Source organism: Nocardia grenadensis NBRC 108939, assembly GCF_001613445.1.
Classification (GTDB): Bacteria; Actinomycetota; Actinomycetes; order Mycobacteriales; family Mycobacteriaceae; genus Nocardia; species Nocardia grenadensis.
Map to the genome: position 1 here is coordinate 195314 of NZ_BDCJ01000013.1, position 17562 is coordinate 212875.

Annotated in this window: 13 protein-coding genes; 3 read left to right on the top strand and 10 right to left on the bottom strand. The window is 68.4% G+C overall.

The genetic code is table 11. The annotated features are described in order from the left end of the window. Positions 1–304 precede the first annotated feature (304 nt). The 7 genes from NGR01S_RS16940 to NGR01S_RS16970 form a co-directional block, all read right to left on the bottom strand. Entirely contained in the window at positions 305–1897 is a 1593-nt protein-coding gene (locus NGR01S_RS16940) for an FAD-dependent oxidoreductase (RefSeq protein WP_063037866.1), read from the bottom strand. An 18-nt stretch (positions 1898–1915) separates the two neighbouring features. Beyond that, on the bottom strand, positions 1916–2929 hold the full coding sequence (locus NGR01S_RS16945; RefSeq protein ID WP_084481210.1) for an AurF N-oxygenase family protein: 1014 nt from the start codon (positions 2927–2929) through the stop codon (positions 1916–1918). Positions 2930–3474: 545 nt separating this feature from the next. Beyond that, entirely contained in the window at positions 3475–4470 is a 996-nt protein-coding gene (locus NGR01S_RS16950) for a sulfate/molybdate ABC transporter ATP-binding protein (RefSeq protein WP_063037870.1), read from the bottom strand. 91 nt (positions 4471–4561) lie between these two features. Beyond that, entirely contained in the window at positions 4562–5368 is an 807-nt protein-coding gene (gene cysW, locus NGR01S_RS16955) for a sulfate ABC transporter permease subunit CysW (protein ID WP_063037872.1), read from the bottom strand. Beyond that, the gene (gene cysT / locus NGR01S_RS16960; RefSeq protein ID WP_063037873.1) at positions 5365–6243 is read right to left on the bottom strand and encodes a sulfate ABC transporter permease subunit CysT; all 879 of its coding nucleotides are present in this window, start codon (positions 6241–6243) and stop codon (positions 5365–5367) included. The genes cysW and cysT overlap by 4 nt, the downstream gene beginning before the upstream one ends. Before the next feature lie 36 nt (positions 6244–6279). Further along, complete coding sequence (locus NGR01S_RS16965; protein ID WP_063038003.1) at positions 6280–7251, bottom strand: sulfate ABC transporter substrate-binding protein; 972 nt, start codon at positions 7249–7251, stop codon at positions 6280–6282. 199 nt (positions 7252–7450) lie between these two features. Further along, positions 7451–7660 carry a hypothetical protein gene (locus NGR01S_RS16970; RefSeq protein ID WP_063038005.1) on the bottom strand — a complete coding sequence of 70 codons (210 nt, stop codon included), beginning with the start codon at positions 7658–7660 and terminating at the stop codon, positions 7451–7453. A gap of 83 nt (positions 7661–7743) precedes the next feature. On the opposite strand from NGR01S_RS16970, the gene NGR01S_RS16975 reads away from it, so the two are divergent. Together NGR01S_RS16975 and NGR01S_RS16980 are read left to right on the top strand one after the other, a co-directional pair. Then, positions 7744–8406: a class I SAM-dependent methyltransferase gene (locus NGR01S_RS16975; RefSeq protein ID WP_063037875.1), complete on the top strand. Its 663-nt coding sequence runs from the start codon at positions 7744–7746 to the stop codon at positions 8404–8406. Between the two features lie 42 nt (positions 8407–8448). Beyond that, positions 8449–10464, top strand: coding sequence for a glycoside hydrolase family 15 protein (locus NGR01S_RS16980; RefSeq protein WP_063037877.1), 2016 nt, complete (start codon positions 8449–8451; stop codon positions 10462–10464). A 10-nt stretch (positions 10465–10474) separates the two neighbouring features. Here NGR01S_RS16980 and NGR01S_RS16985 read toward each other — a convergent pair whose 3' ends face one another. The 3 genes from NGR01S_RS16985 to lepA form a co-directional block, all read right to left on the bottom strand. Continuing rightward, positions 10475–12280: a dynamin family protein gene (locus NGR01S_RS16985; protein WP_063038007.1), complete on the bottom strand. Its 1806-nt coding sequence runs from the start codon at positions 12278–12280 to the stop codon at positions 10475–10477. A 99-nt stretch (positions 12281–12379) separates the two neighbouring features. Further along, positions 12380–14785: a hypothetical protein gene (locus tag NGR01S_RS16990; RefSeq protein WP_063037879.1), complete on the bottom strand. Its 2406-nt coding sequence runs from the start codon at positions 14783–14785 to the stop codon at positions 12380–12382. A gap of 190 nt (positions 14786–14975) precedes the next feature. Beyond that, a complete protein-coding gene (gene lepA, locus NGR01S_RS16995) occupies positions 14976–16853 on the bottom strand; it encodes a translation elongation factor 4 (protein WP_063037881.1) in 1878 nt (625 codons plus the stop codon). A 121-nt stretch (positions 16854–16974) separates the two neighbouring features. On the opposite strand from lepA, the gene NGR01S_RS17000 reads away from it, so the two are divergent. Continuing rightward, positions 16975–17556: a type II toxin-antitoxin system PemK/MazF family toxin gene (locus tag NGR01S_RS17000; protein ID WP_063037886.1), complete on the top strand. Its 582-nt coding sequence runs from the start codon at positions 16975–16977 to the stop codon at positions 17554–17556. Positions 17557–17562 lie beyond the last annotated feature (6 nt).

Genomic DNA, 17562 nt, shown 5'->3' on the forward strand with positions numbered 1-17562 from the left:
CTTTCTGATCTCGTGGAATCGGTCATGCTGGACAGTCTCGACCAGTGTTTGCTGCACGCTCTGCAGATTCCGGCCCGGCACGTCGACCCCCCGAGTTCATGGAAACCGCCGCCGAACGTGTCCATATCGCCTGGCTGGAACGAAATTACATGCACGCGCCGGCCGATCAGAGGTTGCCCTACGACCGACTCACCGAGGCGGAGAAGGAAAGGACCGGGTGGTCGTGCGCGCGGCACTGGAGCTGGTGCAGGAGCAGCTCGGCGGCGGAGAAGGATAGGGTGGCGTGGTCCGCCGCGCGGCGGGTTCAGGCGCGACCGAAGAGGCGGCGGCGGGCCGGCTGCCCAGCACGCAGTACCGCTCCGCCCGGCCGCGCCTGCGGTCGGCGGCCACGCAACAGGCCGTCGAATGCCTCCGCACCGCCCGCAGGTTCGGGTAGGCGGCCCGCATTGAAATCGTCGGCCAGTTGCTGCACCGTCTCCTGCGCACAGGACTTGTTGGTACCGATGAAACCTGTGGGCCCGCGTTTGATCCAGCCGGTGACATATGTGCCCGGGAGCACTGCCCCGTCCGGCGCCTCCAGTACCCGTCCGGCCTGGTTCGGGATGACCCCGCGCTGTTCGTCGAACGGCAGGCCGGGTGTGGGCACACCCCGGTAGCCCACCGAGGTGAGCACGAGCCCGGTCTCCAGGAGATCCAGATCGCCGGTGGGCACCGCGCGAACCCGGCCGTCGTCACCGGTCACCAGATCGGTACGTTCCACCTCGATACCGGTGACGGCATCGGGGCCGAGGATACGGCTCGGCGCACTCCGGTACCGGAAGACGATGCGCCGCCGCCCACCGGACGGCCGCTCGGCGGCCCGGCGCAGCAGATCCAGTTTGCGCTCCACCTGGTACGGCAGGCCCTCGGCGGGCGCAGGCACTTCGCCGTCCACGACGATATCCACCTCCGCGCCCAGCAATCCGACGAACTCCGGGACCGTGAACGCCGATTCGGCGGGGCCGCGCCGACCCAGTATCACGACCTCTTCCACCCTGCTGCGCCGCAGCGCCTCGAGCGCGACCGGCGAGATCTCGGTCCCGGCCAGCCGTTCGGGATCGCTGGTCAGAATGCGCGCCACATCGAGCGCGACATTGCCGTTGCCGACGAGGACGACCCGGCGCCGGGAGAGATCGAAATCGTGGTGCTGATGGTCGGGATGACCGTTGTACCAGGCCACGAAGTCGGTGGCGGAGACATTCCCAGCCAGTCCCTCGCCCGCGATACCGAGTTTACGGTCGGTGGACGCGCCGACCGCGTAGACGACCGCGTGATGGTAGGCGAGCAGTTCCTCGTGCGAAATGTGCTTGCCTACCTCGACGTCGAAGTAGGATCCGAATCCCGGCTGCTCCGACATCACATCGAAGAGCTCGGCCACTTGCCGGGTCTTCGGATGGTCCGGCGCCACCCCGTACCGGGCCAGGCCGTACGGGACCGGGAGCCGGTCGAACACTGTCACCTGCACCTCGGGTTGGGTGAGCAGTTCATCGGCCGCGTACATGGCCGAGGGGCCCGAGCCGACCACGGCCACCCGCAGTGGTCCGCGGCCGGTGGTGTCGATCGCCGGCGCCGGCACCGGTGGCGCCAGCAGCGGACGCGGGCGCGTCTGCCGGTAGAAATCGGCGTTGATCGCGATGAACGGCTGCTGCTCCGCGGTCAGCTTCTTCGAGGAGGTGATGGCGTCCACCGGACACGCCGAGGCACAGGCGCCACAGTCGACGCAGGCCGCCGGATCGACATAGAGCATGTCCGCCGTCCGGAAGTCCGGTTCGTCCGGAGTGGGATGGATACAGTTGACCGGACAGGCGTACACGCAGGAGGCGTCGCTACAGCACGACTGGGTGACGACATAGGGCATCGAACCGCTACCCGCCGCTCAGGCCGCTTTGCCGGAGACCGCGCGCAGCGGCTCGGAGCGGTACCGGGTGGTGTGGCCGTCGATTCCCAGCGCCTTCCACACCCGCTTGGCGATCGGGTTCATGAGGCCGATCTCCTTGGCCAGGGCGCGTACATCGCCGAAATAGTCGCTGAAGGTCTGCTTGGCGTCGTCGGACCCGAAGAACAGCTCCTTGCGCACGCTCTCCGGAATATCGAACTCGTCGAAGAACGCCTTGGGCGGCGTCACGATGGCACGGCCGAGGATCCACATGACGATCGGCATGGCCAGCGACAGCACGAACTTGTTGCGGGCCGAGGATTCCGGTACGTGCTTCTTGAGGAACTCGTGGGCGAAGGAGATGTGCCGCGCTTCCTCGGCCACGTGGATGGCCATCACGCCGCGCATGATCGGGTGGACTTCCTCGCCGGAGCGCAGCACTTCCTTCTGGATGTGGTCGATCGGCTCTTCGCCGCCGAGTACGGCCATGAAGAACAGGTTCGGGAAGGCCACCGCCACCGGGACGGCGATATGCCGGATCTGCCGCACCAGCGGTCCCATACCCGGGACATCGACCCCGATCCGGTTCACCATCTCCTGGAACATCAGGGTGTGGTTGTGCTCCTCGATCATCTCGTGGGAGCAGTAACGGAATTCGGGGTCACCGTTGGGCAGGCCGAAGATGTGCTGCATCATGCCGCTGATCAGGATGGCCTCGAACTGAAGGCCCACCTTGGCGACATTGGCCTGTCGGTACTTGCCGAGCGCGATCTTCTTGTCGTGCGACAGCGCCCGGTACCAGGGATGGCGGCCGACCGTATCCCCGGAGACCGGCAGGATCCAGCGTTCCGGCCGGGCATCGGCGGCGAAGTCGGGATTGTCCCAGTCGATATCGGTGAACGGATCGAAGTTCCGGTTGACCGAGCCCTCCGACAGCAGTAACAGCTTCTCCGCGTATTCCTGAGCCTGCGCGACCAGTTGGTCGTCGGAGACCGTGGTGGCTGAAGACGTCATCGTCACTGCCTCTCGTCGATGATTCGGGCTTACCTGTTTCCCATAGTTACAGCTACGTCCAGGTACGTCAACACGGCTACCCGCGGCGGCCGGGTCACACCGGGGACGTGGCGAGTATCACTCCAGCTCAGCACCGGGTGGACAGTGGCCGAACAGGCTCAGCGGTACGGAGTAGAGGTGGCGGCCCGCGCCGAACACCGCGCCCACTCCGGCTGATCGGCGCCGGTGGGCCCACCTGTCCCGGAGCGACCGAGCGGGGATGATGCGCGAAGCCGTCCAGGGGTCGGCGGCCAACGGGAGCTACCGAGCAGAGGCCTGTTCGGGTTGATCGAGGCGGATATCCGCGCGCCTTTCCGGCCGGGCCACGCTCGCCTGTCCGGCACATACGGGCGGTGCGGTGCGCCCTACGCCGGATGGCCGGCGTCCGGGGCCCACCTCGGCCTTGGGGGCGGCCGGGCGAAGAAAGGCGGCGACTCCGGTACCGGAGTGAAGACCCGGGCTCACGAGCGACCCGAACCGCGCGGCGCCGGAGACGACGCCCTCGATCATCGCACCGGCAGCTGCGGAATCCGGGTCGCGCGGGCATAGACCGTCTCCCCCTCCGCCAAGCGCAACGCCTCGGCGTCACCGCGGGTGACCTGGGCGGTGAACAGGTCACCCGTGGCGGCGTTGCGCAACTCCACCCGGACCTCGAACCCGAGCCGCACCACCCGTTCGACCGTCGCCCGGGTGACGCCCGCCGATTCCGCGGTCCCCTCGTAGGCGGCCAGCGCCATATTCGCGTCCCGGCCCACCCGGATATCGTGCGGCCGCACCAGATGCCCGTTGAGCCGCGCCACCGCGCCCAGGAACGACATGACGAACTCGCTGGCGGGCCGGTCGTAGACGTCCTCGGGGCTGCCGACCTGCTCGATCCGGCCGGCGTTCATCACCGCGATCCGGTCGGCCACGTCCAGGGCTTCTTCCTGGTCGTGGGTGACCAGCACGGTCGTCACATGCACTTCCTCGTGCAGGCGGCGCAACCAGGTCCGCAGATCGGCGCGGACCTTCGCGTCGAGCGCGCCGAACGGCTCGTCCAACAGCAGCACCTGCGGGTCCACCGCCAGTGCTCGGGCCAGCGCCATCCGCTGTCGCTGCCCACCGGACAACTGCGCCGGATACCGGTGCTGGAAACCGTCGAGACCGACGATGCCGAGCAGTTCGTCGACCCGTTTCGCGGTCTCCGGCTTCGGCCGCTTCCGGATGGTCAGCCCGAAGGCCACATTGTCGCGGACGGTCATATGTTTGAACGCAGCGTAGTGCTGGAAGACGAAACCGATATCGCGCTTCTGCGGCGGCACCCGGGTCACATCCCGGCCGCCGATGGTGACCACCCCGGCATCGAGATTCTCCAGCCCCGCGATCGACCGCAGCAGCGTCGACTTCCCGGACCCCGAGGGACCCAGCAGCGCAGTCAGCTCCCCGGCGGGAATGTCCAGACTGACGTCGTCGAGCGCGGCGAACGAACCGTAGTTCTTGCGCGCATTGGTCACGGTGATCACGGGCGGCCTCCGGCATACACAGTCGAGGTGTCCTTCTTCGAAGCTGGGCCATGCGGCTCGCGGCGGCCGAGGCGTAGGCGGAGTCGACGCATCATGACGCTTTCCGCTTACGTTCCAGCAGCGTCATCAACAGCAGGGTGATGAGCGCGAGTCCCATCAGCAGAGTGGCGGCGCAGTACGCGCCGAAATCGTTGTGATCGTTGATATAGCGTTCGTGCACCAGCAGCGTCAGCGTCTGCGATACACCCGGGAACCCGGACGACACCATGATGACCGCGCCGAACTCGCCCAGCGCGCGGGCCACGGTGAGTACCACGCCGTAGGTCAGCCCCCAGCGGATGGCGGGGACGGTGATCCGCCAGAACGTCTGCCAACGCGACGCCCCCAGCGTCGCCGCCGCCTGTTCCTGATCGTCGCCGATCTCATGCAGCACCGGTTCCACCTCGCGCACCACGAACGGCATGGTGACGAAAATGGTCGCCAGCACCATGCCCGGCAGCGCGAAGATCACCTGGAAACCCCAGTCGGTGACCACACCGAACCAGCCGTCGACACCCCACAGCATGATCAGCGCGACACCCACCACCACCGGCGAGACCGCGAAGGGCAGATCCACAACGCCCTGTAGCAACCGGCGGCCGGGGAAATCGCCGCGTACCAGCGCCAAAGCGATCACCACGCCGAGGATCACGTTCACCGGCACGACGATCACCAGGATGATCATGGAGAGATTGAAGGCCGAGATGGCGGCGGGCGTACTGATCTGGTCGATAAACGCCCCGATTCCCTGGCCGAACGCCCGGTACAGGATGATCCCGAGCGGCAGCACCAGCAGGACGAACAGGTAGCCGAGACCGAGCACGCGCAGTGTGATCCGGCCGGGAGCGGACAGTTTCATCGGGCCTCACGTTCCTTGCGCGCCGTCCGCTCGGCGAACACCCGCAGCACCAGCAACGCGACGAACGCGATCACCAGCAGCGCCACCGAGACCGCCGCCGCGTTCACCGGCCGGTCGATCTCGATCTGCTGCTGGATGTACTGCGAGGCCACCTGCGTCTCACGCGGGATATTGCCGCCGATCAGCACCACCGAACCGAATTCACCGATGGCGCGCGCGAAGGCCAGGCCGCCGCCGCTGATGATGGCCGGCGCCAGGGTCGGCAGCACCACCCGACGGAAGGTCGTCCAGTTGTCGGCGCCCAGTGACAGCGCCGCCTGTTCCACCTCGCGATCGGCCTCGATGAGTACCGGCTGCACCGAACGCACCACGAACGGCAGGGTCACGAAGGCCAGGGCCACCACCAGGCCCGGCCGAGTCGCGTTGAGATGGATATCGACCGGACTCCGCGGTCCGTACAGGGCCAGCAGCACAATGCTGGCGACAATCGTGGGCAAGGCGAACGGCAGGTCGATCAAGGCGTTGACCAGGCCCTTGCCCGGGAAATCGTCCCGGACCAGGACCCAGGCGATCACCGTGCCCATCACGACGTTCAGCAGCGCCACCGCCAGCGAGACCAGCACCGTCACCCGCAGCGACGCCAGTGCTGTCGGATCGGCGACCGCGCCCCAGAACCCGGACCAGCCGTCGTCGAACGCACTGAAGGTCAGCGCGGCCAGCGGCAGCAACACGATCACGCTGAGCCACAGCATCGCGGTGGCGATACCGAGCGGGCCCACCGAACCGGTGAACCGCAACCACGACCCGAGCGGCCGGCGGGTGGACACGTCCGGGCCGGCGGGCGCGGGTTCGGTGGCAGTACTGCGTTCGGTCACGAGTATCGAGTATCGCGTGTGGGCCGGGTCACCCGGCTACTCGGTCGCGTTGTCGTAGGCGACGGCGATGGTGCCGGAGTCGGGTGCGAACAGTTCCGCTTCCACCGTCTCCCAGCCGCCGAGGTCGGCGACGGTGTACAGGATGGACGGCTGCGGGAAGGCGTCGGTGTACTCGGCGGCCACCCCCGGGTCGACCGGACGGAAGCCCGCGTCGGCCCAGGCACGCTGCGCTTCGGTCGTATAGAGGAAATCGCGGAAGGCGATCGCCTTCTCCGGGTGTGGGGCGTGCTCGAGCACCGCGACCGGATTCTCGATCTTGAAAGTCGTGTCCGGAACGATGTGCTCGACCGGGTCGCCGTGCCGTTCGGCGAAGATCGCCTCGTTCTCGTAGCTGATCAGCACATCGCCGGTGCCCTGCAGGAAAGCCTCGGTGGCCTCGCGCCCCGACTTCGGCTGGACGCGCACATGGGTCAGCATCCGGTTCAGATAGTCCACACCCGCCCGCGGGTCCTGCCCACCCGCGCTGGCCGCGGCATAGGGGGCGAGCAGGTTCCATTTCGCGGAACCGGAACTGAACGGGTTCGGGGTCACCACCTCGACATCGGGGCGCAGGAGATCGTCCCAGGTCCGAATGTTCTTCGGGTTCCCGGAGCGCACCACCAGCGCCACCACCGAGCCGAAGGGCACCCCGCGGGTGGCGTCGGCATTCCAGTCGGGGTCCACCAGTCCGGCGTCGACCAAGCGCGTGATGTCGGGTTCGAGGGAGAAACTCACCACATCGGCCGGCGCACCGCGCGCGATCTTGCGGGACTGGTCCCCCGATGCGCCGTAGGACCGGCGCACCTCGACGCCCTCGCCCACCTCGGTGTCGTTGAACTTCGGGACCACCTCGTCGTAGCCGGGCTTGGGGATGGCGTACGCGTACAGATCGACGGTTCCGCCGCTGCCGTCGGCCCCGCCGCCGCCGACCTCGTCGCTGGATCCGCCGGCACACCCGGCCAGCAGCATCGGCACCGCGACGAGCACCAACAGCAGGCGAGGAACCGGCCGGCCGCACCGCGTGCCGGCCCGCTCACCGAACCCGCGCCCACCCGATACGGACCGGGCACCGGCACGCACGACAGCCCGCGTCACCGGGTGAACAACCAGGCGACGATCACCAGCACCAGCAGTGCCAGCAGTGCCAGCTGCACCCGTGAGCGCGGCATCAGTACACCTCGTTTCCGGCATCGCGGTCACCGTCGGCGTCGTCGCGACCCAGCGCGACGCCCGCCACATGCAGGAGCCGGTCGATCAGGTAGGCGATTGCGAAACTGATCGGCACCATACCCACCAGCACCACGAGGAACTGAGGGATGAACGGCAGACCCGCCACCCACATCTCGAACCCGTCCCACCAGTCGGCAATACGCTCCACGGCGACCAGCGTAGAACACCGCACGGTGGCCACCCCGACCCGCGCCTTGACCTCAACCCGACTCGAGATTGCAGGGTGGGGTCATGACACAGGCACCAGAGGTATGGAACTCCGCCTACGACAACGACACCGCCCCGTGGATTATCGGCGGGCCCCAGCCCGCGATCGTGGAGCTGGAACGCGCCGGCCACATCCGCGGCCGCGTCCTGGACCCCGGAGCGGGCGCCGGTGAGCACACCATCGCGCTCACCGCACTCGGTTATGACGTACTCGGCGTCGATCTGTCCCCGAGCGCGGTCGCCTACGCCCGCCGCAACGCCGCCGCCAAGAATGTGCCGGGCGCGCGATTCGAGGTGGCCGATATGGTCGCCCTGGCCCGTTCCGGCGACAACCCGCTCGGCACCTTCGACACCATCGTGGACAGTGCGCTGTTCCATGTCTTCCTCGCCGATGCCGCGGCCCGGGCCGACTACGTCCGTACGCTGCACCGCCTGTGCGTGCCGGGCGGCCATCTGCACGTCCTGGCGCTGTCGAATGCCGAGGAAGGCTTCGGCCCGCGGATCGGCGCGGAGATGATCCGCGACTCTTTCACTGCGCCCGGCTGGGCGATCCAAGACCTGCGATCCGACCGCTACTACGGCCGGATCACCGAGACGATCGCCGAGCAGGCCGGCGACCTCACGCCCGACGCCGCGGGCCGGGTCGAGGCCGCCGCCTGGCTGGCCCGGATCCGGCGCATCGGCTGAACTGTGGTGGACGGCTCGGGACCGCGCGACCCATGATGGGGTATGCCGAGTCCCGAGCACGCACCGTCGGCCGACGGAAAACCGGGCACCTTCCCGGCCATTCCGCCGGAGACCAAGTTGCCGCAGAGCAACTTCCCGGTCATCGACGACTATGCCTTCCTGTCCGACTGCGAGACCACTTGTCTGATCGCCAGCAACGGCTCGGTCGAGTGGATGTGTGTCCCTCGACCGGATTCGCCGAGTGTCTTCGGTGCCATCCTGGATCGCAGTGCCGGTCATTTCCGGCTGGGCCCCTACGGTCGGACCGTGCCCGCCGCCCGCCGCTACCTGCCCGGCGGGATGATCCTGGAGACCACCTGGCAGACCGAAGCGGGCTGGCTGATCGTCCGGGACGCGCTGGTACTGGGTCCGTGGCACAACACCGACCAGCGCAGCCGCACCCATCGCCGCACGCCGACCGATTGGGACGCCGCCCATATGCTGCTGCGCACGGTGAAATGTGTGAGCGGCACGGTCGAACTCGAACTGAGTTGTGAACCGTCGTTCGACTACCACCGGGCCTCGGCCACCTGGGAATACACCGGCAAGGTGTATGAGGAGGCCTCGGCGGTCTGTGCCGCCGACCCCACGGCCGGGCCCACCCTGGTACTCACCACAGATCTGCGGCTGGGCCTGGAGGGGCGCGAGGCCCGGGCGCGGACCCGGATGCGCGAGGGTGACTGCGCCTACGTCGCGCTCACCTGGTCGGTACTGCCCGCGCCGCGAACCTTCGCCGAGGCCGCCGACAAAATGTGGACGACCATCGAATGCTGGCGGCAGTGGGTCACCCTCGGCGATTTCCCGGACCATCCCTGGCGACGCTATCTGCAACGCAGCGCCCTCACCCTGAAGGGCCTCACCTACGCACCCACCGGCGCTCTGATGGCCGCCGCCACCACCTCGCTGCCCGAGTCCCCCGGTGGGGAACGCAACTGGGACTACCGCTACTCCTGGGTGCGCGATGCCAGTTTCGCCCTCTGGGGTCTGTACACCCTGGGCCTCGACCGCGAAGCCGACGATTTCTTCGCCTTCCTGCACGACGCCACCACCGGACCCGACGGCGAAGCGGTACCCCTGCAGGTGCTGTACGGGATCGGCGGGGAGCGTGAGCTCACCGAGCGCACCCTCGATCATCTGTCCGGGTACGGCAACGCCCGGCCGGTCCGGATCGGCAACGACGCCTACAACCAGGAGCAGCATGATATCTGGGGCACCATGCTCGACGCGGTCTACCTGCACGTGAAATCCCGTCAGCACGTTCCGGAAACACTGTGGCCCATGCTGGAACGCCAGGTCGGCGCCGCCATCGACCACTGGCGCGAACCCGACCGCAGCCTCTGGGAGGTCCGCGGCGAACCCCAGCACTTCACCTCCTCGAAGGTGATGTGCTGGGTGGCGCTGGACCGTGGGGCACGAATCGCCGAGCTGCACGGTCAGTCGCATTCCGCCCAGGAATGGCATCGGATCGCCGAAGAGATCCGGGCCGATGTGCTCGCCCACGGCGTGGACGACCGCGGTCGCTTCACCCAGGTCTACGGTGGCAGCACCCTCGACGCCTCCCTGCTGCTGGTAGTACTCACCCGGTTCCTGCCCCCGGACGACCGGCGGGTCCGCGCGACGGTGCTCGGTATCGCCGAGGAGCTCACGGAGAACGGACTGGTGCTGCGCTACCGCAACGAGACCACCGACGACGGGCAGGTCAGCCCCGAGGGCAGCTTCACCATCTGCTCGTTCTGGCTGGTATCGGCGCTGGTGGAGATCGGCGAGATCGGTCGCGCCCGCAGACTGTGCGAACGGCTGCTCACCCATGCCAGCCCGCTCAAGCTGTACGCCGAGGAGATCGACCCGTCCACCGGCCGGCATCTGGGCAACTTCCCGCAGGCGTTCACCCACCTCGCGCTGATCAACGCGGTCACCCATCTGATCCGGGCCGAGGGCTCGCAGGAGACCGGAACGTTCCAGCCGGCCCACAGCAAGACCGGGGGCGGCACCCCGTGGCGCAGCCGCCCCCGGCGCTGAACCGGCCCGGTCAGGCAGCGACGAAACGGTCGGCCTGTTGACGCAGGTCGCGCAGTTTACCCATCTCGCTGTCCAACCGGGCGAGCCGTTCCGCACCCCGGTCGCCGTACTGGGCGCCCGCTTCCTCGGCGACCCGCAGCGCCTCGTCCGCGGTGCGCAACGCGTCGGTGGCGATATCGGTGAAATGATCCCGCAGCACCCGCTGCACCTCGCGCAGGCGGGTCCGGGATTCCTTGCCGACCTGGAACACCACATCGTCCATCAGCCGCGCCAGCGCCACCTTGGCCTCGGCCTGCCGCCGCTGTCGGCGGGTGCGCCGGCCTTCCCACAGGGCATGCAGGCCGAGCAGAATGCCGGCGCCCGCCGAATACCAGTTCACCAGGGACATACCGAGCAGACTGGTGACCAGGCCAACCATCAGGATACCGCCGTAGGAACCGCGCAGCGCGGACAGGAACTGCTCGGTGACACCGGCTTTCGCGCTCTGGAGCGGCTCCAGCGGCGCGACGTTCTCCAGCAGTTCGGCGGGATACTGCGGACGGATATCGGGCAGATCCGGACGGCGGTGGTCGGCGGGGAACCGCGCGGCCACCTGTTCGCCCAGTTCCTCGGCGCGATAGTTGGCCGTCTCGAAATTCTCCGCGATCGCCTCGGCGATCCTGGCCTCCAGGTCGGTACCGAAGCGGGCCCAGCGGACCGCCGGGTCGGTACGTGAGATCTCGGCCTCGGCGTCGCGCACCAGGATCCGCAGCCGGTGCCGGAGATCGTGTTCGATATCGGCCATGAGTTCGGTACTGCCGTCGGCCAGTGTGATCTGCCAGGTCGCGGTGCGCTGGCGCAGCTGATCGGCCTGGTCCCGGGCGGTGGCCAGCTGCTGGGTGACATGTGCCCGGCGGCGCGGATCGCGCAGCGCGTCGGCCTCGGTGCGCAGCGTGACACCGAGATGGTCGCCGACCAGCCGGATATCGCGCACCGCGGACTGTACGGCCGTCGCGTCGGCGTGGGCGACCACGTAGGCGCGCAGATGTTCGACCAGTTGCGGCAGACCCGATTCGATCGCCCGCTGCTGATCGCCCGACTGCTGCGCCTCCTGGTGGATGGCGGCCGAGACCGGCGCCACCGCGAAACCCAGACCGGCGGCGTCGAGCAGTTCGCGATTGCGTTCCTGCACATGCGTCCAGTTCGGGTTCCGGTCGATCTTGTTGAGCACGCAGATCACCGTGGGGCACACCTGCCCGATCCGGCGCAGATGCTCGATCTGCTCCCGGCTGTACTCGCTGTCGGCGTCGCTCACGTAGAGCACGGCGTCGGCGGCCGCGATCATCGACCAGGTACTGCGGTCCTGCACGGCCGCGCCGGGCGCGTCCATCAGGACGATCCCTTCGGCCAGCAGCGGGCTGGGCTGGGTGAAATCGGCCCGGATCACCCCCTTCGCCATGAGCGCCGGAGCCGGATTCAGCGGATCGACGTGCTGCCGGCGGATCCGCCCGCCGCCCTCACGGCGGATGAGGGTGGCGGAAGGTTCCGGGCCGTACTCCACTATCGCCGGCACGCTGATCGCGCTGTCGGTGGCGCTGATCGGTGCCCCCGCCATGGTATTGACCAGGGTGCTCGTCCCGCTCTTCGGCGGACCGACCACCACCAGCCGTACCCTCGTATCGGCCACCCGGGCCCGCACCATTCCGAGCCGTCCCCGCAGATCGTTACGGCTCGCGGTGCGTGAGACATCCCGCAGCTCATCGATGATCTGGACGAGGGGGGCCATCACCTCCGGGTTCTTCACCGTGGCGGCCCGCGGTCCGGCTACGGCAGACAAGGCCTGCTCCTCACTCTCGGTCACAACATCCCGTCATCGACCGCATTCGGTCGAATCTCCCCCCGTACGACCGAACAGCCCCCCGCCGGTCGTGCATTGTCACATGATTACCCAGTGGCCGTGATCGGCAATCGGGTCCTCGGTCACCGCCACTGTATGTGGCAGCGATCCGCCGGACAGATCACCGGTCAGCCCACCGCCCGCGATACCGAACGCGGTGTGCTCGGTATACGGCGTGACGGCCACCGCGTGCACATCGTACGGAACCGGCGAAATGTGGTCGGCGATCGGCTGCACCTGGGGCGCTACCGGGAGCGGTGTCGGCAGCGGATGTGGCGTCACCGGCACCGGGGCGTCCGGCAGCGTCGGCTGCTGGGTCGGCACGCTCACGGTGGGCACCGGGGCCGACGGTTGATCCGCGGTGGGAACCTGCTGCGTGGGCACCTGCTGGGTGGGGACATCCACCGTGGACGGGGTCCCGTCCGGTGTCGGGTCGCCCGTGCCCGGGCCGTTCGGGTTGGTCCCACCGATCGGGTCGGTGGTGGTACCGCCGGTCACCGTCTCACCGGTGGAGGACCCGGGGCTCGTGGTGGTGACGCCGGTCGATTCGCCGGTGCTGCCGGTGGACCCGCCCTCGGAGGTGGCGGTTTCCGGCGACGTGCTCCCGGTGGTCGGTCCCTCGGTGCCGGTGGTGGTCTCCGGCGAGGTGGTCGATCCGTCCGGCGACGTGCTGGTGGTCCCGCCGATCGACGGTGTGGTGCTGCCGTCCACCGTGGTGCTGCCGTCCGGGGACGTGGTCGTACTGCCCTCGGGGCCGGTGGTCGTGGGACCGGTGGTGGACGTGGCGTCGCCGGTGGTCGTCGGCACGGTGGTCGTCGGCACGATCGGCGTGGCGGATCCGGGGAGGGTCGGCTCGGCCGGCGACTGCCGGTCCGGCGTCGGCGCCTGCGGCGGCCGGTGGAACAGATCCGGGAGTTGTGCCGCGGGCGCGGTGAGCGGCGACGGTCCCGCCGGCGCATGGAGAACATTGGCCATCGGGGTGGTCGCCGCATCGGGCTGGACTGTGGTCTGCAGCGGGGTCGCCGCGACCGGCTGCACCGCCGGTGCCATGGCGGCCGGTGCGACGACCGGCGGCGGGACGGGCGCGGGAGCCACCGGGGCCGGCGCGACCGGGGCTGCGGCCATCGGCGCGGGGGCGACCGGGGCCGGAGCGACCGGGGCGGGTACGCCGGGGCCCGGGGCCATCGCGGCGGCCGGGATCGAACCGGGAGCCGCCACACCCGGCGCCACCGCTGCCCCGGTGCCGGAGACCGCACCGGTACCGGAGGCCGCGCCGGGAACAGCGGCGTCCGCCGCGACACCGGGCTCTGCCCCGCGAGTCTCCGCACCCGCGTTCGTCCGAGCGGCGGCGTCCAGCGGATCACGCCCGGCCGAATGCAACGCATCGGATGCGGCGGCGCCGGACTGCGCCCAGTCCAGGTACTGGTCCAGCCGGTCGTCGAGCAGGTTGCCGTCACCGACGGTGATATCGAGGTCCCAGTCGCTGGCGGCCCAGAACCCGTCGGCTCCCGCCGAGATGTCCAGTCCCATATGCGAATCGATGGCCACCGCATGGCCGAAACCGTCCGCGAAGACCATCCCGCCGCCGACTCCGTAGTCGATGATCAGCTCACCGGTCGGGCCTCCCGCGGAGTCTCCGTACCAGCCGGACGCCGGATCACCGGCCGGGCGGGCCAGGAGATCGGCGAGATCGAAACCCCAGTCGCCGTCGTCCGCGCTACGCGCTACCGACTGCGCCGAGGAATCGGGGCTCAGGTTGAATCGGGGCAGGTCGAAGATATCGGTCTGGAAGGCATCGCCCGGTTCGGGCAGTTCGAATTCACCCGGGGCACCGAAACCTTCGTTACCGGGCAGCGAAAAACCCTGCCCCCATCCGGGGATACCGTCGAAACCCGGGATGTTGTTCGGCGGCAGACCCGGATCCTGCGCGCCGAACTCGGGCATACCCGGGATCTTGGATTCGGGTACCCCGGTGCCCGGCATGAACTCCGACCCGGGCACGCCACCTTCGGGCGCGCCGGGTACCAGTGTCAGTCCCGGTATGTCCTCGGTGTGGACACCGGGATAGTAGTCGTCGAGATCGAAATCGCCGGGCCGGCCGACCTGGATATCGAATGTAGAGCCGTGCGGGAGCGGCATGGTCGTGCTCGCGTCGCCGGCGGAACCCGGCGCTGCGGGCAGCACCGGCTCCGGATCCGGGAAGGTGACCACCGGACTGGGGACATCGGGATCGGGATCGGCGCTGTAGGCCCAGCCGGCGTTCCGGCTGTCCAGTTCACTGGGCGGCGCCGGAACCCCGCCGCCGTTGTTCGCGATCAACGCGCCGCCGGTCACATAGGCGCCGCCGCGGGCGACTCGCGATGTGGCGCTGGCAATGCGATAGGCGGTGTCACCACCGCGTTCGGTGACCTCTTCGTCGCCGTCGAACGGCAGATCACGCGCCATTCCAAACTCCACTCTCGCGTTCAACAGCAACCGCGCCGGGGCCGCCTCGGCGCGGATCGGCTCTCAGCCTATTGTCGACATCTGCGGCTGTCACATTTTCGTTATCAGCCGATTCCGTGGACCGGAGGGGGTCGCCGGAACAGATCCCGCTATCGCACAGCGATATTGCCGTGAGCGGGCGCGTGCGCCGCTACTTCTTGTCCTTCGGCTTATCGGACTGCGCGTCCGAGGACAGCGCCGCGACGAAGGCCTCCTGCGGGACGTCGACCCGGCCGATCGTCTTCATCCGCTTCTTGCCCTCTTTCTGCTTCTCCAGCAGTTTGCGCTTACGGCTGATGTCACCGCCATAGCATTTGGCCAGCACGTCCTTACGGATGGCGCGGATGTTCTCGCGGGCGATGATCTTGGACCCGATGGCCGCCTGGATCGGCACCTCGAATTGCTGGCGCGGGATCAGTTCGCGCAGTTTGGTGGTCATCTTGTGCCCGTAGGCCTGGGCGGCGTCACGGTGCACGATGGCACTGAACGCGTCGACCGCCTCGCCCTGCAGCAGGATATCCACCTTGACCAGCTGCGCTTGCTGTTCTCCGGACTCCTCGTAGTCGAGTGAGGCGTAGCCGCGGGTCCGCGATTTCAACGAATCGAAGAAATCGAAGATGATCTCGGCCAGCGGCAGGGTGTAGCGCAGCTCGACCCGGGTCTCCGACAGGTAGTCCATCCCGCCGAGGTCGCCGCGTCGCGACTGGCACAGCTCCATGATGGCGCCGATGAATTCGCTCGGCGAGATGATGGTGACCTTGACGACCGGCTCGAAGACGTCGCGCACCTTGCCTTCCGGCCAGTACGACGGATTCGTCACGATATGTTCCGTATCGTCTTCCATCACCACCCGGTAGACCACGTTCGGCGCGGTGGAGATCAGGTCGAGGCCGAATTCGCGTTGCAGGCGCTCGCGGGTGATCTCCATATGCAAGAGACCCAGGAACCCGCAGCGGAAACCGAACCCGAGCGCCACCGAGGTTTCCGGATCGTAGGTCAGAGCGGCATCGTTGAGCTGGAGTTTGTCCAGCGCGTCACGCAGATCCGGATAGTCCGACCCGTCCACCGGGTACAGGCCCGAGTAGACCATGGGACGCGGCTCGCGGTAGCCGGTGAGCGGTTCGATCGCGCCGTTGCGGGCGGCGGTCACGGTATCGCCGACCTTCGACTGCCGGACATCCTTCACACCGGTGATCAGATAACCGACCTCCCCGACCCCGAGGCCCTGGGTGGGCTTGGGTTCCGGAGAGACGATGCCGATCTCGAGCAACTCGTGCGTCGCGCCGGTGGACATCATCTTGATCTTCTCGCGGGGCGTCAGCTTGCCGTCCACCACCCGGACGTAGGTGACCACACCCCGGTAGGTGTCGTAGACCGAGTCGAAGATCATCGCCCGCGCGGGGGCATCCGCCTCCCCGACCGGCGCCGGAACGCGCTCGATCACCCGATCCAGCAGTTCGGTCACGCCCACCCCGGTCTTCCCGGAGACGCGCAGCACATCCTCGGGCTCGCAGCCGACGATATGGGCGAGTTCGGCCGCGTAACGCTCCGGATCGGCGGCCGGCAGGTCGATCTTGTTCAGGACCGGGATGATCTCCAGATCCTTGTCCAGCGCCAGGTACAGATTCGCCAGGGTCTGTGCCTCGATCCCCTGCGCGGCATCGACCAGCAGGATCGCGCCCTCACACGCCTCCAGTGCTCGCGACACCTCGTAGGTGAAGTCCACGTGGCCCGGCGTATCGATCAGGTGCAGGACGAAATCCTCACCCTCGTGTTCCCCGGACTTCGGTGTCCACGGCAGCCGCACGTTCTGGGCTTTGATGGTGATCCCGCGCTCCCGCTCGATATCCATCCGGTCCAGGTACTGCGCACGCATCTGCCGGTCCTCCACGACACCGGTGAGCTGCAACATCCGGTCGGCCAGCGTCGACTTGCCGTGATCGATATGCGCGATGATGCAGAAGTTCCGGATCCGCGATGGATCGGTGAACGTCGTATCGGCGAAGCTGGCGGGCACTCCACTCCTCATGGGGTATCGGGCGTACTGACGACCATCGTCCCATGCTGGACCCCGCCCGCCGCCGCCCAGGTCCCGCCGCGGCCCACCGGAGGCGATATCCCCGGCGGCGCCGTGACGTTATCCTCCTGAGATGGCCCGCAGTTGGAACAGTCTCGGCAAGCAACTCACCGCGATCGCGAAACAACAGGGTCCGAAGATCGTCAAGCGGCAGGCGCCGCGACTGGTCGGGGCCCTGCTCGACCGCCGGGGTACCCGCGACGGCTCGGGCCGCGGTCGGCGGCCCGCCGCGCCCGGCGGCGTCCCGGTCCGGCCCGCCGCCTCCACTCCGGTACCGACCGCCCACCGCGCGCGGCGCGTGGTGTACGCCCCCCAACTGGACGGCCGCGCCGACCCCGGCGAAATCGTCTGGACCTGGGTCCCCTTCGAAGAGGACCCGAGCAACGGCAAGGACCGTCCGGTGCTGGTGGTCGGCCGCGACGGGCATACGCTGCTCGGGCTCATGCTCAGCTCCAACCCGGTGCGCGCCGACGATCCGGACTGGATAGGGATCGGTGCGGGCACCTGGGATCATCAGGGCCGGGACAGCTGGGTCCGGCTGGACCGGGTGCTCGATGTCCCCGAGGACGGGATCCGCCGCGAGGGTGCCATCCTGCCGCGCAAACTGTTCGACCTGGTCGCCCACCGACTCGTACGCGAGTACCACTGGAACTGACGGCGC